The organism is Corallincola platygyrae (assembly GCF_039544265.1).
Classification (GTDB): Bacteria; Pseudomonadota; Gammaproteobacteria; order Enterobacterales; family Neiellaceae; genus Corallincola; species Corallincola platygyrae.
The window spans coordinates 184,088-204,005 of sequence record NZ_BAABLI010000008.1; the positions used below are offsets into that span (position 1 = coordinate 184,088).

Sequence of the window (19,918 nt, forward strand, 5' to 3'; positions counted from 1 at the left end):
CGAGATTTAAGGGAGGCAAGGAAACTTGCCTGCCCTTTGATCGGCGTCAATCAGCTGGATTGTTGCGGCTTGCCTCGAAACATATGCACATCCAATTGTGGGAAGGCAATGGAGATACCACGCTCATTGAATTTGCGGTTGATGATCTGATGCAGGCGGTGCGTTACCGGCAGGCGATGACCTAAGTCATTGGTAAACACGCGCACTTCAAAGTCCAGCGTGCTGTTGCCGAAGCCGAGGAAAAACACACTGGGCTCTGGGTTATCCAATACCTGCGCACATTCGGTGGTGGCTTCTCTCAGGGTATCTTCAACAAGGTCGACGTCAGAGCCATACGCGACGCCCACTTTGAGTACGACCCGCGTAATGCCATCACTCAGTGACCAGTTGATAAATTGCTGGGTGATAAAGGTTTTGTTTGGGATAACGATCTCTTTTCGGTCCCAGTCGACGATAGTCGTTGCACGAATATGGATCTTGCTGACGGTGCCACTGAGGCCATCGATGGTGACGGTGTCGCCAGGGCGGATCGGGCGCTCAAACAGAATAATCAGACCTGAGACCATGTTGGCGAAGATCTCTTGTAAACCAAAGCCTAAACCAACACCCAATGCGGCCACTAACCACTGTAGCTTGGACCATTCGAAACCAATAATGCTGAAGCCCCATAACAGGCCAATAAGCGTGGTGCCATAACGGGTTAAGGTTGAGATTGCGAAACCAACACCGGGCTCTAATGTCAGTCTCTGCAGGACCGCAAGTTCGATAAGGCTGGGCAGGTTGCGGGCGATGAGGAATGTCATCGTCAGGGTCAGGGCCCCGGCCAGCATTTTCTTAAGGGTAATATCGACCGTCACACCTGCACTCTGGGTCTGCCACATCACAATATCGTCCATCCATGTGAGTGCTGACAGGACATCGCTCCAGACTGCCATCAGTGCAAACATAAAGCCGAGCAGTAAACTTACCCTCACCAATCTTAAAGACTGCGCTTTCAACAAGTCGACATCAATTTCATACTCGTCCAGTTCTATACTGGCTTCATCGCTGGTTTCTTCCTGGGTTTTCTCTTTTTCTCGCTGTGCGATCAGTTCGGCACGTTTGGCTTTGGCGCGTTCATAGGCCAGGCGTCTTTCCTGGATCGCCATCAGGCGATAAGCCACCAGATAAACCAGCCAGAAGCCGCCGCCCAGGATCAGAGAATCAGCTACCAGATTCAGTAACACGCGGCCTGAATAGTAGTAACCGCCCAGACTGGCGCCTAAGGCAAGAACAGGGGTTGCCATCAAGGCCCATCGGAACAGGGTAAACCAGGCCTTTTGTCGTGGACTGAATTGCGCGTGATGCAGGTAAGCATTGGTGACGCGATTAAGCATGACCACCAGCATGATACACATCACCATAAACAGCAGACGGCCAAGGCCTGCGCTGATCAGCGGATCGTTGAAGTGATTGCTGAACATGGTGAAAGCAGACAGCGGGATATAGATGAGGCCAAATCGATACAGTACTTTGGCTGTATCTGACGTGACCTTTTCATTGCGGCCAAAATGGCTGCAAAGCACGCCGTCAGGGCGACAAAGATGGTGGATAAATAGTAGCACCAACAGGATTCGGGAGATCGATATCGCCGCATCTCCTAATGCTGCGGCGTGAGGGTGTTCCCAAGCAGGTACGTCATATAGCCAGGCTAAGCCCAGTAATGGCAGCATATATATGGCCGCTGCCAGAAAGCTCCACATTAACGCTTTGAGAGTATAGGAAATATCATCCTGAGTAACCCGGCCAACAGGCTTAGCTAACTCGCTGATCTCTGTTTGAAGATAACGGCGTTTGGTGTTGTGTAGCAGCAGGGTAAACAGGCAGAGCGCGACAAACAGACTAAGGCGGCCAGGTGATTTCTGTGCGGCCAGTTTTAGATCTATCCACACCCCATGCTCTGCAAAGCGCCAGGCGCTTTTTATCGCGTCTATCGGCCACTTAAGATCAATCGGTCTGGCATTGGCCACCCAGAGCAAATGTTGGCTGATCAGAGCTCGTAGTGCTTCGGTATTTGCCAGCCGCTGTTTCTCTTCCGCCTGATATTTGGCCAGTTCAAGTATGTATTTCTCTTGCAGCGTGTTGAGTTGGTTAACCAACTGTACGCGAGTATCCAGCAGGGCATTCAATCGTTCGCGTTTGGCGGGTGTGAGAAGGGTGTTGTTCTGGGCCAATATCTCCCGGACATAATCATCTCGGTCCGACAGCTCGTCTGCCTGTTCACGATACTTAAACCGCCACAGACGCGCCTTGGCGATCCTGTCATCCAGTGTCGGGTCGGGTTTAATCAGGTTTAACGTTTCGTACTGGCTAAGCAGCCTTTCGCCGAGTGCTTCGCCCATCTCTGACAAGCCCAGTTGCTCTTGTAACAGTGACTTTTCCTGTGCCAGTTCATTGGCGACACCGGTTGCTTGCGTGCGTTTGCTGACGGTCTGTTCGATCAGTTCTGTCAGGTTTGTGAGGTGTGTGGCCCACTCTTCATTCTCTTTAACTTCTTCGGCAAGCAGAGGGTCTTGAACTTCCTCACCCTCTGCGCCCTTTTTCGCGGCTTCAACAAGTTCTGCGGTATCAGCCCGGCGTCTTTGACTCAGCTCCTCGCGCCACTCTTTCAGCGACTGGTTGAGCAATTTCAGTTTACCTGTGACTAACTCTCTCTCCAGCCGGTGCAGCTCAAGGCGATTATTACTACTGAGCTGTTCAAGCTCCAGAGCCTGAACCTGGGCGCTGATCCGGCTTATTTTAGCCAGCGTCAGCCACTGGGCTGCTTCGGCTTTTACCCGGTTGGCATCGCCACCTGTGGCAGGTTTATTGAGTTGTTGACGCAGGGTATTTCTGAGCGCCTTTAGTTCTTCAATTTCCTGGGGGATAACAGGAATACGTTGGTTGATGCGGTTGATTCTTTGGTCCAGCGAAGTGAGCTGACTTTGCTCCTGTACCAGTTCAGCATCCTTTTGCGATATCAGCAGCTCCAGTTCGCCATGGTCCTCGGGGATCTCGGTCTTGTCTTGAGCAGCTAACGCTTCGATTTCCGCAGCCCGGGTATTACTCAATTCCCGATAGTTATCTATCGCATCCTGATACCGGACCTGATTGGCCTTGGCGTCCTCTTTCTGTCGCAGCTCTGCCAGAGCGTCGCGATACAGTTTGGCGAGTTCAGGTGAGGCTGTTTCATCTAATGAGGCCAGCTTCTCTTCGAATACATCGGCAGTGGGCAGCTCAGTTTTTTGATCTTCTGCCACAGAGACAAAGCTGGCGAACAGCAGGCTGAGAAAAATAAAGAGAGCGCGCATAAACGGAAAAATCCTTGTTGTTATGCAATAAGCCTAGGTGTCGAGCTCACTCTCTTGCAAGTCGGGCGTTTGAGGGATGGTGATTATTGTCAGGCTTTTTGTGCCTGCCAGGTCTCCCAGATAGCCGCTGCAATCACCAGGCTGCCGCCTATGATGGTGGTGAGAGAGGGATACTCCTGCAAAATCCAGATAGCAGCGAGCGTACCATATAAGGGTTGCAGGCAGGAAACTAAACCTACTGTTTTTGCAGGGATTTTTCTCAGGCTCTCTGCCACCATTGCATGGGGTACAGCCGTGAAAACTATGCCCAATAGCGCCAGCAACATCCAGTTGTGACTATCGACCTGCAGCGGTGGTATCTCGATAAATACACTCAATACCACGGCGGCGACAATGGTTTGATAACACATCGCCTGTGGCCCGCTGTAACGGCTGAATAGTCGTTTGTGGAAGATATTGCGCAGGGTGTAGAGCAATGCGGAAAACAGTCCGGTAAGAATGCCAAGGGTCACATCATTACCCAATGACGCGCTAGGGATCATTAGCACGATGCCCCCCATCACGATCACTGCTGCCAGTAGGTCTGCACCTTTAGGTAGGTGCTTATTGAATAGGGGTTCCAATACCACGGTCATCACAGGAAAACTAAACAGGGCGATGATGCCGATAGCAACGCCGGCCAGCTGCATTGCCTGGAAATAGGTCACCCAGTGAAAGCCAACAATAACCCCTAAAATCAATGCGATAACATAATCTTTCGCATTTGAAAGCCGGATTTTTTTCCCTGTTAAAGCCAGCATGCTGGCGAGAAAAATCGCTGCGATAGCACACCGGTAGACGGTGATCTCCAGTGCGGGTAACTGGATAAGCTTGGAGAACAGCGCGGTACCGCCAAACAGCAGTACCGAGCCATGAAGATAGAGGAGGCTGCGACCGCTGTCTGTCATCGACGGGAGGCCATGGCTTCACCCATGCGGGTGACAAAACCGTTCTCCAGTTCGCCGTTAAACTCGATGGCGTCTTTGCCAAACAGCATGACCACGGTTGACCCCAATTTAAATCGGCCCATCTCTTCACCACGCTTGAGGTGAACAGATTCAGCACCCTCAGCAGGATAAGTCCAGCGGAATACTTCTTTTCCTGTCGGCGGTGTTACCGTGCCAGCCCAGACGGTTTCGATGCTGGCAACAATGGTTGCACCTACCAATACCATCGCCATAGGGCCGAGCTCTGTATCAAAAATGGCGACAACACGTTCATTGCGCGCAAACAGCTCGGGGACGTTTTCAGCCGTTAGAGGATTTACCGAGAACAGTTTGCCCGGTACGTAGATCATCTCTTTCAACACACCATCTAACGGCATATGGATGCGGTGGTAATCCCGAGGCGCCAGATAGATAGTCGCAAAGTCACCATCTTCAAAAGGCTTCGCGGTGTCTGCGTCACCTCCCAACAGGGTGTTAGCCGTGTAGTGGAAGCCTTTGGCCTGGAAAATTCTGCCCTCTTCAATCGGGCCCAGTTGGCTAACGGTACCATCAACTGGGTGTACCAGCTTGCTCTCGTCTTCGCACAGTGGACGTGCGTCACCTTTGAGTGGGCGAGTAAAGAACTGGTTAAAGCTCTTGTAAGCTTCTGGCGCTGGCTCAGCAGCTTCCGCCATGTTGACCTGGTACTTTTTGATAAACCAACGAATGAATGCTGTGGTCACTTTACCCGCTTCTGCGGCGGCGAATTTACCCACCAGGCGGGAAAGGCCATGTTGAGGAAAACAGTACTGTAGGGTGACTTTTAGTTTATCTAACACGATGTTCTCGCTATACAACTGAGCGCTCTACGGCGCGGAGTGGCGGCATTTTAGTCGATCCGCCCTGAGCTGTCATGAATTCCAAACGATTGTCATCACAGAGGACGTTGGCGCTTTGGTTTGTCAGTATCCATAGTGGTCAGAATATGATGATAGTTGTCATAGCGTTGCTGGCTTATTTTGCCGGCTTCAACCGCTTCGCGAATGGCGCAGCCTGGATCATCCCCATGCTTGCAATCACGGAATCGACAATCTCCCATCAATTCTCGGAACTCACGAAAACACCAGGTGACTCTGTCTGTTTCCAGGTGCCAAAGGGCGAATTCTCGGACGCCGGGAGAGTCGATGAGATCACCGCCACCATCTAAGTGCAGCAACTTCGCCGCTGTAGTCGTGTGTTGGCCAAGGCCTGATACCGTTGACACTTCGCCGGTCAGCTCTTCTGCATTTGGCAGTAAGGCATTAATCAGTGAGGACTTACCTACACCTGATTGACCGACAAACACGCTCACTCTGCCTACCAGCGCTTCGCGAACGGGCTCTAACCCCTCCGCATTCAGGCTACTTGCTTCCAGCACGCGGTAGCCCAGGTTTCGGTAGGTTTCTAAGTAGGGGGCAATCTCCGCCCGGCTGGCATCGTCGAGCAGGTCGGTTTTGTTGAGTACGATAACCGGTTCAATCTCGATGTTTTCTGATGCCACCAGGTAGCGATCAATAATCTGGCTGGAAAATGCAGGTAGCACCGAGCTGACAATAAAAATTTGGTCGATGTTTGCTGCGACCGGCTTCAGGCCATCATAGAAGTCCGGGCGACAAAGCTCACTGCTGCGAGGCTGCACCACTTCAACCACACCACCGAGGCCGCTGTTTTCATCGGCTTGTTTGTAGGGACGCCAGATCACCTTGTCGCCGGTTACCAGGCTTTCGATGGTGCGCCGACTGTTGCAACGACGCACCTTGCCTTCACTGTCTTCAACATCGCAGTGCTGGCCGAATCGACTGACGATGGTGCCATTTTGAGGGGGATCCAGTTGATCGTCCTCTGGCAGTGCCTGATCTAATGCCTTTTCGGCTTTATCGAGCCGTTTTCTCTGGTTGGCTCGAACTCGACGGATCTGGCCTTTGGTCAGTTTTTTCTTTTTTGCCACACAGGCTCCAGTGACTGGTTTGGGAGTTTGCTAAATTATCAGTATGATACTGCATTTAGTGTCAGGATAGTTGCATCATCTCGTTGAGTGGTGTCTGCAGGGGAAATGAATGGCTGTCAGTGAAGAAAATCTGATTTGGATCGATCTGGAGATGACCGGGTTGGAGCCGCGCACGGATGTGATTATCGAGATGGCAACTATTGTCACTGACAAAGAGCTGAACATTCTGGCTGAAGGCCCGGTGTTAGCGATCAGCCAGCCAGAGTCTGCGCTTGAAGCGATGGATGAGTGGTGCACCACGACACATACTGCGAGCGGCTTGGTTAAGCGTGTGCGACAAAGCTCTGTGACCGAACAGGATGCGATTGAGCAAACCTTGGCGTTTTTGAAGCAGTGGGTGCCTGCAGGCAAGTCGCCCATTTGTGGTAATTCCATTGGCCAGGACCGCCGATTCCTCAATGCCTACATGCCTGAGCTGGAAGACTACTTCCACTACCGCAACCTGGACGTCAGTACGGTAAAAGAGCTTTGCCGCCGCTGGCGACCTGAGCTATTGGCCGGATTCAGCAAGAAAGGCACGCACTTAGCGCTGGATGATATCCGCGAGTCAATCGCTGAGCTTAAGTATTATCGCGAGCATTTCTTTAAGTAAAATGCCATTGCGGGGTTGCATTGCGTTCTTATTTTTGTAAAATGCGCCTCGCCTTTTGGGAAACCCCCTTCAGGTATTGTTGATAAGCGGCACTAGCTCAGCTGGTAGAGCGCAACCTTGCCAAGGTTGAGGTCACGAGTTCGAACCTCGTGTGCCGCTCCAATTCAACACGATGTAGTACCTCCCGGATATGCGGCACTAGCTCAGCTGGTAGAGCGCAACCTTGCCAAGGTTGAGGTCACGAGTTCGAACCTCGTGTGCCGCTCCAATCTCCCGGATACTCATATCGACCTCTTTTAAGCGGCACTAGCTCAGCTGGTAGAGCGCAACCTTGCCAAGGTTGAGGTCACGAGTTCGAACCTCGTGTGCCGCTCCAATTTCTCTCTTCGTAAGCGCATAAAACCCCCACAAAACTGTGCAATTTGATTGTTAAATCGCCAATCGCGCGACAACTTCTATTTTTTTGATCTTTTTTGTCGATTGTCAGGCGCTCAGCGACTAGATTGTGGGTGTGAATCAACTCCAAGTCGTGGGATCCGCCTGGTGAAAAAAGGAATGCCCTCATCCCGAAATCCCGGGAACTACATCAATGCATTAACGCGATCTACCGTCGCTATGATTCTTGCGGGTGGCCGAGGCGAGCGACTCATGCACCTGACCAGAGCCAGAGCCAAGCCTGCGACGCCATTTGGCGGTAAATACCGAATTATCGATTTTGCGCTTTCCAACTGCGTTAACTCAGGGATTCGTCGTATCGGCGTGTTAACCCAGTACAAAGCGTCTGAACTGATTTTTCACCTACAGCGCGCCTGGGGTCACTTTCGTGGTGAATTTGGCGAGTTCGTCAGCATCATCCCCGCACAGCAACAGATAGGTACCAGCTGGTATCGCGGTACCGCGGATGCTGTTTATCAAAATCTAGATTTTCTGAGAAATCAGCGCCCCGAGCGTGTACTTATTCTGGGTGGCGACCATGTTTACAAAATGGATTACACCCTGATGCTGTCTCAGCACGTGGAGACTGGCGCAGATATCACCATTGGTTGTATTCCTGTGCCTATTGAACGTGGACAGCAATTTGGTGTGATGGCCATTGATGAAGAGCTTCGAGTAACCGAGTTCGTAGAAAAACCTGAACACCCCACGCCCATGCCAGGGCGAGATGATATGGCGTTGGCGAGTATGGGCATCTACGTGATTGAGATGTCTTACCTGGAGAAAATTCTCACCGAGGACGGCACTAATCCTAACTCCAGTCATGACTTCGGTATGGACATTATTCCCAAGTGCGTTGCTCACCATAACGCTTATGCCTACTGCTATGACCATGGCGCAGACTCGGTTCAACCCTACTGGAAAGATGTAGGGAACATCGACGAGTACTATCAGGCCAGTATGGACTTGGTCAGTGTCGATCCCGAACTTAATCTATATGATGAGCGTTGGCCGATCTGGACCTATCAGGAGCAGCTACCCGCCGCCAAGTTCGTGTTTGACGATGATGATTGTCGTGGCATGGCGGTGAACAGCATGATCTCCGCGGGTTGTATCATCTCCGGTGCGGTGGTCAGGCGAGCCTTGCTCTCCTATAACGTCAGCATCGACAATGGGTCCTATGTTGAGGATGCGGTGTTAATGCCCATGGTCAAGGTCGGCAAACACTGCCGAATTCGCCGCGCAGTAATTGCTGAACGGTGTGAGCTGCCTGATGGCATGGTCATTGGTGAGAATAACGAAGCGGACGCGATGTTTTTCTATGTTAGTAAAAATGGCATAGTCGTGGTGGTGCCCGAAATGATTCGAGCATGGCGTCAGGCCCATGACACTTGAGAGCCAGCGCTCAATCGCTTGACCTTTGCGTGCAGTTGTCGTCTCAAGTAACGACAGTTGCACATTCGCTTGATCAGGATCATCCCCGCGTCAGTTCGCACTATCAAGGTGCAACCCCAGTTCTATAGTAATAGTGAGGCCCCAAGGATAAGTTGCCTGGTAAGGTCTCAGCTGTGTGGGTAGAAGCTCACTGAATGGTGATGAGGAGGCGATATGAAAACGCTTTTTCCATCTCTGTTTGGGGACAAGAGCATGCCTGTAGATGCACTGCAGAAACGTATTAATCGTTTGTTTGACGAGTTTTCGGGAGCCGGATTAGGGTTGGCTCAACATGGATTGGCAGATTGGCATAGCCCTGCCGTCGATGTCGTTGAGAATAAAGACCAGATAGAGGTCACTGCCGAGCTACCGGACATGAATGAAAAGGATTTCCAACTGCAGTTTGATGGCGACCAGTTGATTCTGAAGGGACAGAAGAAGCTTGAGAAGGAGGGTGAGAAGGACCCCAAAGGTTACCATCTTCAGGAGCGCTTCTACGGACAGTTTGAACGGCGGATACCGATTCATGCAGCCGTAAACAGAGAAGGGATCTGTGCCGAGTACCGCAAAGGTGTATTGAAAGTGGTGCTGCCGAAGACGGCGGAGGCCAGAGACCAACAACAGGATATCGGCATTAATTTTGTCGATTAAACCCATTGAAAGGGCTCGCGCGGCGGGCCCTTTTCGTAGGCCCTGATGTTTGTAGGCCGAGGAGGAAACGATGCGATTCAAACAAGCACGTGAACTCTTACTATTTGTTGCTGATGCCAGGTTGGCTTTGTCTAAGTTGTATCAGAGCTGGGTAAACAGGCTGGAAAATCCGCGCAGCCGCCTGCTGTTAGAGTTTTTGGTGACCCGAGAGCAGGAACAGCGCAGAGCGCTGAAAGAGTATATTGAACTGGCCACGCCAGCAGCGCTGGATACCTGGTTCGATAACACTTCTGAAAGTGACTTGATGGAGCGAATAGACGGTTGGACTTTTGCCCCTGATATCGATGAGCATGATCTTCTGGGGGAGGCGCTGAAACTGGACAATGAACTGATGGGGTTGCTTTCACAACAGGTCCCCAATGCAGCGTCAGTAGAAACTCAGGAATTGCTAATTAACTTGCTGGCTCACGAACAGGAAAGACAGCGACGAATGATCCATGGCGTTGCACGTATGGATGATATTTAATGTCTGTTGGAGAGTTGATACGAGACACCGCTGAATGATTCGAGAAGTTCGGGCTGAGGACAACTCAGCATTGGCTGATGTTATCCGACGGGTACTGATAGAATTTGGTGCCAACAAACCAGGTTTTGCCTGGCAGGATCCTAGTCTGGATTGCATGTTTGAAAGCTACTCGGCACCCGGCCATTGCTATCTGGTAGCTATCGAAGACGGAAAACTGCTCGGAGGGGCTGGCATCGGCCCCTTGGAAGGTGATGGCGGTGCCCGCTGCGAACTGCAAAAAATGTATCTGTTGCCTGACGCCCGGGGCAGAGGCTTTGGCGGTCAAATTATCGACCGCTTGTTGGATTGGGCTAAACACCGATATCAGTATTGCTACCTTGAAACGTTGGCGTCGATGAGCGCTGCGAATCGGCTTTATCTGCACCGGGGTTTCCAGCAACTGGCAGAGCCTTTGGGATGCACAGGACATGGCAGTTGCGATACCTGGTACGGCAAGCGACTGAATTGAAACGCGATGGAGGCGATTGAGTGAAGACTATTGGACTGATTGGTGGCATGAGTTGGGAATCAACAGCGATATATTACCAGCTGTTGAACGAAGAGGTGTATGCCCGTTTGGGTGGCCTCAACTCGGCCAAAGTTCTGATGTATAGCTTCAATTTTCGGGAAATTGCCGCCATGCAGGAACAAGGCGCTTGGTCTGAAGTTGCTCAGAAGTTGGTTTGTGCGGCAACCAATCTTCAGCGCGCTGGCGCAGATGCTTTGTTGCTGTGCAGCAACTCGATCCACAAAGTCGCTCCTCAAATCGAAAACCAGATTTCAATCCCGGTCCTAAATATTATTGATATCACTGCTGTTAAAGCCAAGCAGATGGGGATCAGTAAAATTGGCTTGCTGGGTACCCGTTTTACCATGGAAGAGAGCTTCTATCGCGAGCGGCTCGAAGAGGTTCATGGCATAGATGTCATTTTGCCAAAGGAGCGGGAACAAAAGCTTATCCACAACATTGTTTTCGAGGAACTTTGCCACGGTGAGATCCGGGACGCATCCGAAGCGGAGCTGCTGTTAACGATTGATGCGCTGGAGCAGGAAGGGGCCCAGGCAGTCATTCTTGGCTGTACAGAGTTGGCGATGCTGATGCGTGAACAGACCCACCATGTGCCATTGCTGGATGCAACGCAGCTGCATGTTCATTATGCCGCAGACTGGATGCTGACTATCTGATTCGCACCGGGATCCGGCGAGCTCCGAAGTCGCCGGGATCCGGTTCATAAACCCCTGGCAGTTGAGTCCCGCAATGGGGGCAATTCCCTTCTGCTGTTAGTCGGAATGCACCTAACTGATACCAGTCTCTTTCAATCAAAAGCTCACCACACTCACTGCAATAAGTCGCATCTGATTCTGGGTGATGCACATTACCCAAATAGACGTGGTTAATGCCTTCTGATTTCGCAATATTCCTTGCTGTTACCAATGTGTCTATAGGGGTTCTTGGCCGATCAAGCAGTTTGAAGTCGGGGTGAAAGGCGCTGAAGTGCAGCGGTACATCAGGGCCCAGATTATCCATGATCCAGCGACACATCGACGCGATCTCTTTAGTGTCGTCATTTTCTTCTGGAATGATCAGGTTAGTTATTTCAACCCAAACCTGAGTCTCATGGATCAGGTAGTTGAGCGTATCCAATACATTGGCCAGGTGTCCGGCGCAAAGCTTACGGTAGAAGCGCTCAGTAAACGCTTTGAGGTCTATGTTCACTGCACTGATGTGCCGATAGAACTCTTCTCTTGGTGCTGGGTTGATGTAACCCGCGGAGACAGCCACGGCATGAATATCTTGCTCCTGACACAAGGCTGCGACATCTGTGGCGTATTCCAGAAATATCACGGGATCATTGTAGGTAAAGGCGATGCTGCGGCAGTGGTGTGCTTTTGCCGCATTCACTATCTGTTCAGGACTGGCTTCATCTGCCAGCGTATCCATCTGCCGGGATTTGCTGATATCCCAGTTTTGACAAAACTTGCAACCGAGGTTGCAGCCCGCAGTACCAAAACTCAGGACAGGTGTCCCGGGAAGGAAGTGATTCAACGGTTTTTTTTCAATCGGGTCGATGCAAAATCCACTGGAGCGCCCGTAACTGGTGAGAACTATCTCGCCGTTATGGGCCATACGGACATAGCAGGCACCACGTTTACCATCTCGCAACGTGCATAGTTTAGGGCACAGGGTGCACTGTACTCGGCCATCAGGTTGATATTGCCAGTATTTTGTTGGGTGAAAATCGAGCGCTTCAATATCCATGAACAGTGCACGGGTTGGGCATATACTGATAGTTATAAGTGTAGCTTGGGCTGAGGTGCTCATGACGGTGAGGGAAGCGGCTCAGGCAGGACGTTTTTATCCTGCCGATGGCGACCAGTTGGCAGCAGAGATTGCCCGCTGGTTGATGCGGGTGCCTGCCGAAGACAGGTTGCCTAAGGCGATTATTGTGCCCCATGCCGGGTACCAATTCTCCGGTGAAATTGCAGCGTCTGCCTATGCACAGCTAAAAGATGGGGCCAGTCAGATCCATCGTGTCGTGGTTTTGGGGCCCAACCACTGTGTACCGCTGGCAGGTATCGCGGTACCAAGTTGGGAAGCATTTTCAACGCCCTTGGGGCAGGTGCTGGTTGACCGTGATGTTGTCGCGGTACTCTCGGCATCCGCCTGGGTTCACCCTTTGGATGAGGCTCATCGTCTCGAACACGCGCTGGAAGTGCAGCTACCCTTCCTGCAAACCTGCCTGGATCAGTTCCAAATCGTGCCACTCGTTGTCGGTGAGATCGGTCCGGCGGCATTAGCTGAGCTGCTTCTGCCTTTCTGGCTGGAGCCAGGATGCCTGATTGTAGTGAGCAGTGACTTGAGCCATTTCGAACCCTACAGCCAGGCGGTTCGGCATGATCGGGATACCATCGATCGGATCTGCCTGCAGGATGTTGAACTGCTAGGGGAAGATGCCTGCGGTTGCCGAGTTATCAATGGTCTGATGCAGCTACTGAAAACCGAGCCCGCCAAGGTGAAATTGTTGGATTATTGTAATTCCGGCGATACCGCAGGAGATAAGTCACGAGTCGTAGGTTATGCCAGCTTTGCCGTATACCCACAGTGAAGAAGAGCAGCAGATCCTGTTGGGGTTGGCTGCAAGAAGTATTGAATATGGGCTGATACATCAGCATCGATGGGCGCCCGCCGCTTCGCATTTACCTGAGGCACTGGCGGCACAAGGCGCTAGTTTTGTCACCCTGCATCAGCAGAAAGGGACTGAACTCGCGCTTCGAGGCTGTATTGGCTCGGTATCTCCATTTCAGCCGTTATGGTTGGATGTTGTTTCCCACGCGTATGACGCAGCTTTCAGAGATCCACGTTTTTCGTCCCTGCAGCAACAAGAATGTGACGATTTACTACTGGAGGTCTCTGTGCTGTCTCCACCAGCGCCTCTGGAGAAGAGTGAATACCCGCAATTGCTGCAACGGCTGACGCCCCATGTTGATGGCGTTCTGTTAGAGGGAGAAGGACGAAGGTCGTTGTTTTTGCCGCAAGTGTGGCAGCAGTTACCGGATGCCAAAGCATTTCTTACTGCGCTGCTACACAAGGGAGGATGGCCAGGAGATTGTTGGCAGGGGGATAACTTGTCAGAGTCAATTACGGTTAGTTTGTTTCAGGTGGTGCATTATCAGCGCCCCTATCAAGAGGCGCTGTCGTTTTCGCTAAAAGACTTGGTGTTAGAGGAATAGTCAGGCTGGGTGGTCGGTAAGGTCTGGGCCATGATGTTGTTCTGCAGCGAACAGTGCCCCACCAATAATGCCTGCCTGGTTAAGAGAAGCTGCTGGCGTTACCACTGCTTCAACATCAATTTTGTCTTTGTATTTTTCGAACTTTTTACTGGCGCCACCGCCCAGCAAGATGATGTCCGGCCAGAACAGAGCTTCCATCTGTTGCAGATAAACATTGAATCGTTTACCCCATTTGCCCCAGCTCAACTCTTCGCGTTCACGCACCGCGGACGAGGCGTAATGCTCACCTTCCATGCCATTTTCAAGAAAGATATGACCGAGTTCGGTATTGGGTAGTAGCTGCCCATCGCTAAACAGACAGGTGCCTAAGCCTGTTCCAATGGTTACCAGTAGCACAACGCCTTCGGCATTTTTACCCGCGCCGAAACGCATCTCTGTTAAGCCTGCGGCATCCGCATCATTCAGAACATAACAGGGGCATCCGGTTTTATCGCTGAAAAGCGAAGCGACATCAGTACCGATGAAACTCTTATCAATATTCGCTGCAGTTCGGGCAATGCCATGTTGGATCGCAGCAGGAAAGCCGCAACCCACGGGGCCTTTCCAATCAAAATGAGCGACCAGTTCGGCCACCGTTTCTGCAACCTGTGCCGGTGTCGCTGGCTGAGGGGTAGGAATACGATGGCGTTCGCTGGCCAGTTCGCCAGTGGTTAAGTCAACAATGGCCCCTTTGATTCCCGAACCACCAATATCTATACCTAGCACCTGCATCAATAACTCTCCCAAAAAAGTCGCAAAACGATGTCGCAGATTTAATTATTGTCACTTTACTCAGCGAAGTTCGCAAAGTGTACTAAAAATTGAATGAGTGGAACTGTTATCAAGCCCCCAAAACATATGCGTAAACAATTGGATATTGAATCGATTAGAGCATTGATGCCGGATCGTCCGTTGGCTGAGTCTGACTCTGAGACGCTAAGGGCCTGGTTGGCAGATGATCCGCAGATCGCCAGCCATGTGCCACAACAGCTGTGTCAGCTCGACCCAAGAGACGGCAACATGGTGATCTACAATGCTTCTCGAGCATTTCGTCATCATGATATTGAAGAGGTACGTACGGTTCCTGAGGACGATGGCGACGACTGCCCGATATGTGATGGTGTGGAAACCCGAGTGGTAGATCATGCGCCACTATCTGAGGGTTTCACATTTATCTCGCAAAATCTGTATCCGATTCTCTATCCCTGTCAGCATCTCAGTGAAGAGTTGCTGGATCGGCCGCTTTATCCAGATCCTGAGAGAAACGGCCGTTCTACCTACGGCATGCATCTGCTGCAGTGGACCAGTTCCATCCACGAACTGGATTGGCATAATATGCCGCTGTCTGACTTAGAGATCACAGTACAAAGGCTTGCTCTGCTCGAAGACAAACTGCTGCATACCTCGGAAGGCTATATGCCACCCTGCGATATGCAGGAGAATAAGTTTGGCCATGTCTCTGTGATTAAGAACTTTGGTGCGCCCGCGGGGGCATCTCTCAGCCATGGTCATCAGCAGATCAGTTTTTGCAATATTATGCCGCAACGTAGCTTCCATGATTGGAGCTTCCAGCGCCGCCACAATCGAACCTTTACCAATTTTCTGCTTTCCGAAAACCCTGGTGTATTGACGGTAGCCGACTTGGGTGAGGCGCAGTTAATGGTGCCCTATTTTATGCGCCGTCCCCTGCATATGATGCTGCACCTGAAGCGAGGAGGAACCGGTTATCTTCACGAACTCGACCAAGGCCAGTTGCGCGCCATGACTGCCGGTATCCAGTTAGGTGTGAAATTGCTGCGAGGAGCCATGCCCGCGCTCAATTGTGTCCCTGCATTTAACTATGCCTGGCATATTGGTCCTGGTAATGATCTTTATGTGGAGTTCTTCCCCATTACTCAGGCGATGGGCGGCTTTGAAAGGATGGGAATGTGGATATGTCAGCAGCGCCCGGAGGATTCCGCAGCGCTGCTGAAGTCGTTAATCCACAGGGTTAGTTAGAGGCCTCTGTTGCCTCTTTTACTTTAAGCACAGTATCTTCCTGACCAACGACCTGCACTGGCGTTCCAGCGCGCAATGGCTTGCCACCCTCAATATCTGCCAGCCAGAGTGAATCACCAATTTTAACCCGGCCGCGACTACCGTGGCTGTCTTCCGCCAAAGGGTAGATATGACCTATATAGCGACTGCTCACAATATTCAGGTTGGGTTGGTCACTGTCGATTTTGACTGGGTTGTAAAAACGTCGTCCCACCAAGGTGATGATGATTGAAAGCACAGCAAACAGAATGAACTGCTCCTGCCATGCCATAGGTGTCAGCAGCATCACAACGGATGTGGTTAATGCCGCGAGCCCAGGCCAAAGCAAGAAGCTGCTTGGTGCGAATACCTCAATAATGATCAGCGCCACACCTATGATGGCCCAAGCTTCGGGCCCCATGGTTTGCAGAAATTCAAAAACAGGCATAGTTAACTTCCTTTGGCGCCTTTAAGCAGCTCTTTCACACCGTCCAAGGCACCCAACATGCCTGTGGTTTCGGTGGGCAGCACCAAGACTTTTTGATTCTCTGCTGACGCCAGTTTTTCGATGGCAGCCACATAACTCTGGGCAACGAAGTAGTTAAGCGCGTTTTTGTCGCCAGCAGCGATCGCTTCAGACACGTCTTTGGTTGCTTTCGCTTCGGCTTCTGCTTCACGCTCACGGGCCTCGGCGTCTCGGAATGCGGCTTCACGACGACCTTCTGCTTCCAGAATCTGTGACTGTTTTTCACCTTCGGCTTTAAGAATGGCAGCCTGACGATGACCTTCTGCTTCCAAGATGTTGGCGCGTTTTTCACGCTCAGCCTTCATCTGGTTGGCCATCGCGTCCACCAGGTCCTGGGGCGGGTTAATATCTTTAATCTCGATACGGTTAACTTTCAGGCCCCAAGGTTCAGCAGCGGCATCCACCACACTCAGCAAGCGACTGTTAATCTCGTCGCGCTCAGACAGCATACGGTCAATTTCCATTGAACCCAATACGGTACGGATATTGGTCATGGTGAGCTGGCGTAATGCATGTTCCAGGTCGTTGACTTCGTAGCTTGCTTTGGCCGCATTAACGGGCATAAAGAAGCAAAGCGCATCGATCCGCACCATGGCGTTATCGGCACTGATCACTTCCTGGCTGGGGATGTCCAACACCTGCTCCATCATGTTGATACGTTGGCCGACTTTGTCGATAAAGGGCACAACAAAGTGGAAACCGGGCGCTAATGTGCGGGTGTATTTCCCAAAACGTTCAATGGTGTAGTTGAAGCCCTGACGTACAGTGACGACGCCGGCATAAAGCACCACGATCGCCAAGGCGACGATGATATAGGGTAAGAAGCTTGCATCCATAACTAACTGATTCCTTGTTACTAACGAGGGTCTGTTGACCTTTGCTGTTTGTTTTTGCAGCAATATGTTGGTGATTTAGGCGAGGCAGAGGCTGTGAAGTTGAGTGGCCCTCAATAAATAGCCGATAACGAAGCATAAATCGCCAACAAATGCTGCCCGAAGGGTTCGTTGAAACACGTTCTGAGCTGCGTCACTCACTACTTACTTAGATCTCTAAGTTACGTAGTTCTCTTCTTACTCAAAACGTGTTTCATTCGAACAAAATCCATACACTAAAGGTCAACAGACCCTATATACCTAGATACGAGTATATCGACGGTTCAGGTCAATTAGATTGAACTCAAGCAGAAAAATGGTAACGACTTTTTGCGTTATGACGTGTGATTGCTATAGGCATAAGCGTTTGCTTGGGGCCTGCTCGGCCCCAATGTCGCCAAGTTACTTTGAATCTATCTGTTCAGGCTTGCTGGCAGGCAGCTGTTGCGGTTGTTCCTCGGACATCGCTTGCTTGAATCCTTTGATGGAAGAGCCCAAGTCGCCACCCAAGCTTCTCAGGCGTTTGGTTCCGAACATCAGCAATACAATCACGGCAATGATCCCCAATTGCCAGGCACTAATTCCAGCCATGTTATTTCCTTATACTTTATAGGGTTGAATACTAAACGGGCAGGCCATTCGACCTGCCCGTTGATCAGAGTCGGGTAGATTTATACGCCGATCTCTCCGCCGTCAGTTTTACGAATGGCAACCACAGAGGCTCTTGGACGCACAGACATGTTGGCAGGCGTTTCCTCTGCTGCATCTGTGCTGTATGGCCAATTACCCGGGTGCTGAATCGATAGGAAGATGGTGGTGTAGTCAGGACTCATGCTGAAACCAGTGACTTCGCAGCCATTCGGACCGACGAAGAAACGGCGCAATTCGCCCTGATTAGCAGCGTTGATGGTTTCTGCATTGCCGTCGGCATCAGTCAGCATTGAAGGTACCACCGCCAGCATCTGGTCGTTGGTGTACTCCTCTACTTCATCTGCACCATTGTCGGTCTGGATCCACATGATGCCGCGTTTATCGAACGCAAGGCCGTCCGGGCTGGCAAATTGGTTAAACTCATCCAGGCCGGAGAGATTGGTTTCGGCATCACCTGCCGCATCAGAGCCAAATACAAAGATGTCCCAGCTGAATTCCGAAGCGGTTTCACCCTCATCCCAACGAATTACATGGCCAAACTTATTGTTTAAGCGCGGGTTAGCTGCGTTGGTACCTGTGGACTCGTCACGACGGGTGTTGTTGGTAAGCGTCAGGTAAACCGAGCCAGTGAATGGGTCTACCGCACACCATTCTGGACGATCCATCGGTGTTGCGCCTGCCAGATCGGCAGCGCCAGCGGTGTTGAGAATGATATCTTCAAGGCTATCAAAATGGTCAGCCAGCACCCCGCCATCCTGGGTTGCGCCATCCAGAGTCAGTGGTAACCAGGCACCTGTGCCGCCGGCATCAAATCGGGCGACGTAAAGCGTACCTGCATCCATGTACTTATCGCCCATGGCCATGCGGTCAGTTGCGTCAGCGTCTGCCGGATCCCACAGCGCTTCAGAAACGAATTTATACATGTACTCGAAGCGTGAGTCGTGGCCTGAGTAGAAGGTGATTGGTTGGCCTGCCTCAAGCTTACCAAAGGTACAACCTTCGTGGCGGAAGCGGCCCAACGCGGTGCGCTTAACTGCGCGAGAGTTAGCTGTGTAGGGGTCTATTTCAACGATGTAGCCGTGGCCGTTGGCTTCGTTGCGGTAGTCCTCCGACGCGTTGGCACCCGTTGGTGTGACATTAAAACGTGCAAACTCATCTACGCGCTCTTCAGGGCTGCCTGCCACCGTTTCCCAGCCATAACGGGTGGTGCCGGAGGTATCGATACCGATACGCTCCTGCTCCGCCGTGGTTTCTCCGGTGTTGATGAAGTAACCGGGCCAGTTCTCTTCGCAGGTCAGGTAGGTGCCCCAGGGGGTGTAGCCATTGCCACAGTTGTTCAAGGTGCCGCGGGCTTGACTGCCGTCAGGAGAGAACGGTGTTTCAAGCTTACTTGAATAAGCCAATGGGCCTGAAATATCCATGGTTGTGGCGCCGGTGTAACGACGATTGAGCGGGTCATCATCAACCACCATCCATTCGCCATTGGCCTGCAGTTGGATACGAACAACAGCAACACCATGAGCGTTAATCTCTTTACGAACCTGATCAACGCTGCTGCGGATGCCATTTTCATCAGCATCGCTTCCCGTCGGATGCAGAGCATTTTGGTCGATATATTCGTGGTTCACGCAAAGCAGGCCATCAGTGCCTTCATCGTTCAGTGGGAAGAAGTGCAAACCGTCATGATGCATGCCCATGGCATTGTCCTGGTCTTCAGCGTTGTTGGTGCCGTCATCTTTCCACGCTGAGCCACTTGCCGTGATGGGTTGTCCCCAGGGGGCCAGCACTTGAGCTGTATAGCCCTCTGGTACGCTTACCGCATCGATTTTGGAGCCTGCGATAGAGTTGAAACCGAGTTGAGCGCTTGAGGCCGTTGGCGATCCTGAGCTGGAGCTGCCACCGCAGCCAGCCAAGCCAAAAGAGCCCAACACGGCCATCGCACTTAAACCCAAGCCGCCCTTGAGCAAGGTACGACGTGAAAGGTGGGCTTCAAGCACTTGTTCAAAATCTGGATTATTACTTTTGTTAAAGCGGGTCGGATTGAAAATTTCCTTACTCATCGTT

The 19,918-nt window shown here is 51.6% G+C and carries 19 protein-coding genes and 3 tRNA genes; 12 read left to right on the forward strand and 10 right to left on the reverse strand.

The window, feature by feature from the left end:
- Window positions 1-50 precede the first annotated feature (50 nt).
- From ABEA14_RS06390 to rsgA, 4 genes are all read right to left on the reverse strand, one after another.
- Window positions 51-3,329: a mechanosensitive ion channel domain-containing protein gene (locus tag ABEA14_RS06390; protein WP_345339058.1), complete on the reverse strand. Its 3,279-nt coding sequence runs from the start codon at window positions 3,327-3,329 to the stop codon at window positions 51-53.
- 89 nt (window positions 3,330-3,418) lie between these two features.
- The gene (locus tag ABEA14_RS06395; RefSeq protein WP_345339059.1) at window positions 3,419-4,276 is read right to left on the reverse strand and encodes a DMT family transporter; all 858 of its coding nucleotides are present in this window, start codon (window positions 4,274-4,276) and stop codon (window positions 3,419-3,421) included.
- A complete protein-coding gene (asd, locus tag ABEA14_RS06400) occupies window positions 4,273-5,133 on the reverse strand; it encodes an archaetidylserine decarboxylase (protein ID WP_345339060.1) in 861 nt (286 codons plus the stop codon). Before asd ends, ABEA14_RS06395 begins: the two co-directional genes overlap by 4 nt.
- A 95-nt stretch (window positions 5,134-5,228) precedes the next feature.
- Window positions 5,229-6,281, reverse strand: coding sequence for a small ribosomal subunit biogenesis GTPase RsgA (rsgA, locus tag ABEA14_RS06405; RefSeq protein WP_345339061.1), 1,053 nt, complete (start codon window positions 6,279-6,281; stop codon window positions 5,229-5,231).
- 109 nt (window positions 6,282-6,390) lie between these two features.
- On the opposite strand from rsgA, the gene orn reads away from it, so the two are divergent.
- The 9 genes from orn (at window position 6,391) to ABEA14_RS06450 (ending at window position 11,203) form a co-directional block, all read left to right on the forward strand.
- Entirely contained in the window at window positions 6,391-6,933 is a 543-nt protein-coding gene (orn, locus tag ABEA14_RS06410) for an oligoribonuclease (RefSeq protein WP_345339062.1), read from the forward strand.
- Between the two features lie 86 nt (window positions 6,934-7,019).
- Window positions 7,020-7,095: transfer RNA gene (locus ABEA14_RS06415), tRNA-Gly, on the forward strand.
- A 30-nt stretch (window positions 7,096-7,125) separates the two neighbouring features.
- Window positions 7,126-7,201: transfer RNA gene (locus ABEA14_RS06420), tRNA-Gly, on the forward strand.
- 32 nt (window positions 7,202-7,233) lie between these two features.
- Window positions 7,234-7,309: transfer RNA gene (locus ABEA14_RS06425), tRNA-Gly, on the forward strand.
- 179 nt (window positions 7,310-7,488) lie between these two features.
- Complete coding sequence (gene glgC, locus ABEA14_RS06430) at window positions 7,489-8,763, forward strand: glucose-1-phosphate adenylyltransferase (RefSeq protein ID WP_345339063.1); 1,275 nt, start codon at window positions 7,489-7,491, stop codon at window positions 8,761-8,763.
- A 213-nt stretch (window positions 8,764-8,976) separates the two neighbouring features.
- Window positions 8,977-9,453 (forward strand): Hsp20/alpha crystallin family protein, encoded by a 477-nt coding sequence (locus tag ABEA14_RS06435; protein WP_345339064.1) that lies wholly within the window; start codon window positions 8,977-8,979, stop codon window positions 9,451-9,453.
- Between the two features lie 70 nt (window positions 9,454-9,523).
- Window positions 9,524-9,979 carry a hypothetical protein gene (locus ABEA14_RS06440; RefSeq protein WP_345339066.1) on the forward strand — a complete coding sequence of 152 codons (456 nt, stop codon included), beginning with the start codon at window positions 9,524-9,526 and terminating at the stop codon, window positions 9,977-9,979.
- 34 nt (window positions 9,980-10,013) lie between these two features.
- Window positions 10,014-10,487, forward strand: a complete 474-nt coding sequence (locus ABEA14_RS06445) for a GNAT family N-acetyltransferase (protein ID WP_345339067.1) — start codon at window positions 10,014-10,016, stop codon at window positions 10,485-10,487.
- A 20-nt stretch (window positions 10,488-10,507) separates the two neighbouring features.
- Window positions 10,508-11,203, forward strand: coding sequence for an aspartate/glutamate racemase family protein (locus ABEA14_RS06450; protein ID WP_345339068.1), 696 nt, complete (start codon window positions 10,508-10,510; stop codon window positions 11,201-11,203).
- Here the strand turns inward: ABEA14_RS06450 and amrS are convergent.
- Window positions 11,196-12,278, reverse strand: coding sequence for an AmmeMemoRadiSam system radical SAM enzyme (amrS, locus tag ABEA14_RS06455; RefSeq protein WP_345339069.1), 1,083 nt, complete (start codon window positions 12,276-12,278; stop codon window positions 11,196-11,198). The genes ABEA14_RS06450 and amrS overlap by 8 nt on opposite strands.
- Window positions 12,279-12,339: 61 nt before the next feature.
- On the opposite strand from amrS, the gene amrB reads away from it, so the two are divergent.
- Both amrB and amrA read left to right on the forward strand, forming a co-directional pair.
- Window positions 12,340-13,125, forward strand: coding sequence for an AmmeMemoRadiSam system protein B (gene amrB, locus ABEA14_RS06460; protein WP_345339070.1), 786 nt, complete (start codon window positions 12,340-12,342; stop codon window positions 13,123-13,125).
- A complete protein-coding gene (amrA, locus tag ABEA14_RS06465) occupies window positions 13,097-13,750 on the forward strand; it encodes an AmmeMemoRadiSam system protein A (RefSeq protein WP_345339071.1) in 654 nt (217 codons plus the stop codon). Before amrB ends, amrA begins: the two co-directional genes overlap by 29 nt.
- Here the strand turns inward: amrA and ppgK are convergent, their stop codons facing one another.
- Window positions 13,751-14,521 carry a polyphosphate--glucose phosphotransferase gene (ppgK, locus tag ABEA14_RS06470; protein ID WP_345339072.1) on the reverse strand — a complete coding sequence of 257 codons (771 nt, stop codon included), beginning with the start codon at window positions 14,519-14,521 and terminating at the stop codon, window positions 13,751-13,753.
- 126 nt (window positions 14,522-14,647) lie between these two features.
- Between ppgK and ABEA14_RS06475 the strand changes: the two genes are divergently transcribed.
- Window positions 14,648-15,787: a hypothetical protein gene (locus ABEA14_RS06475; protein ID WP_345339073.1), complete on the forward strand. Its 1,140-nt coding sequence runs from the start codon at window positions 14,648-14,650 to the stop codon at window positions 15,785-15,787.
- Here the strand turns inward: ABEA14_RS06475 and ABEA14_RS06480 are convergent.
- The 4 genes from ABEA14_RS06480 to ABEA14_RS06495 all read right to left on the reverse strand — a co-directional run bounded on the left by ABEA14_RS06480 (window position 15,780) and on the right by ABEA14_RS06495 (window position 19,914).
- Window positions 15,780-16,253, reverse strand: coding sequence for an NfeD family protein (locus tag ABEA14_RS06480; RefSeq protein ID WP_345339074.1), 474 nt, complete (start codon window positions 16,251-16,253; stop codon window positions 15,780-15,782). The genes ABEA14_RS06475 and ABEA14_RS06480 overlap by 8 nt on opposite strands.
- 2 nt (window positions 16,254-16,255) lie before the next feature.
- Window positions 16,256-17,167 (reverse strand): SPFH domain-containing protein, encoded by a 912-nt coding sequence (locus ABEA14_RS06485; RefSeq protein WP_345339076.1) that lies wholly within the window; start codon window positions 17,165-17,167, stop codon window positions 16,256-16,258.
- A gap of 438 nt (window positions 17,168-17,605) precedes the next feature.
- The gene (tatA, locus tag ABEA14_RS06490; protein ID WP_345339078.1) at window positions 17,606-17,794 is read right to left on the reverse strand and encodes a twin-arginine translocase TatA/TatE family subunit; all 189 of its coding nucleotides are present in this window, start codon (window positions 17,792-17,794) and stop codon (window positions 17,606-17,608) included.
- Window positions 17,795-17,874: 80 nt separating this feature from the next.
- Window positions 17,875-19,914 (reverse strand): PhoX family protein, encoded by a 2,040-nt coding sequence (locus ABEA14_RS06495; protein WP_345339079.1) that lies wholly within the window; start codon window positions 19,912-19,914, stop codon window positions 17,875-17,877.
- Window positions 19,915-19,918 lie beyond the last annotated feature (4 nt).

Excerpts from the sequence above, each read along its gene's own strand:
- ppgK (WP_345339072.1), bottom strand. The coding sequence starts at position 14,521 with ATGCAGGTGCTAGGTATAGATATTGGTGGTTCGGGAATCAAAGGGGCC.
- ABEA14_RS06390 (WP_345339058.1), bottom strand. The coding sequence starts at position 3,329 with ATGCGCGCTCTCTTTATTTTTCTCAGCCTGCTGTTCGCCAGCTTTGTC.
- ABEA14_RS06475 (WP_345339073.1), top strand. The coding sequence starts at position 14,648 with ATGCGTAAACAATTGGATATTGAATCGATTAGAGCATTGATGCCGGAT.
- amrB (WP_345339070.1), top strand. The coding sequence starts at position 12,340 with ATGACGGTGAGGGAAGCGGCTCAGGCAGGACGTTTTTATCCTGCCGAT.
- ABEA14_RS06440 (WP_345339066.1), top strand. The coding sequence starts at position 9,524 with ATGCGATTCAAACAAGCACGTGAACTCTTACTATTTGTTGCTGATGCC.
- ABEA14_RS06435 (WP_345339064.1), top strand. The coding sequence starts at position 8,977 with ATGAAAACGCTTTTTCCATCTCTGTTTGGGGACAAGAGCATGCCTGTA.
- ABEA14_RS06495 (WP_345339079.1), bottom strand. The coding sequence starts at position 19,914 with ATGAGTAAGGAAATTTTCAATCCGACCCGCTTTAACAAAAGTAATAAT.
- glgC (WP_345339063.1), top strand. The coding sequence starts at position 7,489 with ATGCCCTCATCCCGAAATCCCGGGAACTACATCAATGCATTAACGCGA.
- amrS (WP_345339069.1), bottom strand. The coding sequence starts at position 12,278 with ATGGATATTGAAGCGCTCGATTTTCACCCAACAAAATACTGGCAATAT.
- amrA (WP_345339071.1), top strand. The coding sequence starts at position 13,097 with ATGCCAGCTTTGCCGTATACCCACAGTGAAGAAGAGCAGCAGATCCTG.
- tatA (WP_345339078.1), bottom strand. The coding sequence starts at position 17,794 with ATGGCTGGAATTAGTGCCTGGCAATTGGGGATCATTGCCGTGATTGTA.
- ABEA14_RS06445 (WP_345339067.1), top strand. The coding sequence starts at position 10,014 with ATGATTCGAGAAGTTCGGGCTGAGGACAACTCAGCATTGGCTGATGTT.
- ABEA14_RS06480 (WP_345339074.1), bottom strand. The coding sequence starts at position 16,253 with ATGCCTGTTTTTGAATTTCTGCAAACCATGGGGCCCGAAGCTTGGGCC.
- ABEA14_RS06395 (WP_345339059.1), bottom strand. The coding sequence starts at position 4,276 with ATGACAGACAGCGGTCGCAGCCTCCTCTATCTTCATGGCTCGGTACTG.
- orn (WP_345339062.1), top strand. The coding sequence starts at position 6,391 with ATGGCTGTCAGTGAAGAAAATCTGATTTGGATCGATCTGGAGATGACC.
- ABEA14_RS06485 (WP_345339076.1), bottom strand. The coding sequence starts at position 17,167 with ATGGATGCAAGCTTCTTACCCTATATCATCGTCGCCTTGGCGATCGTG.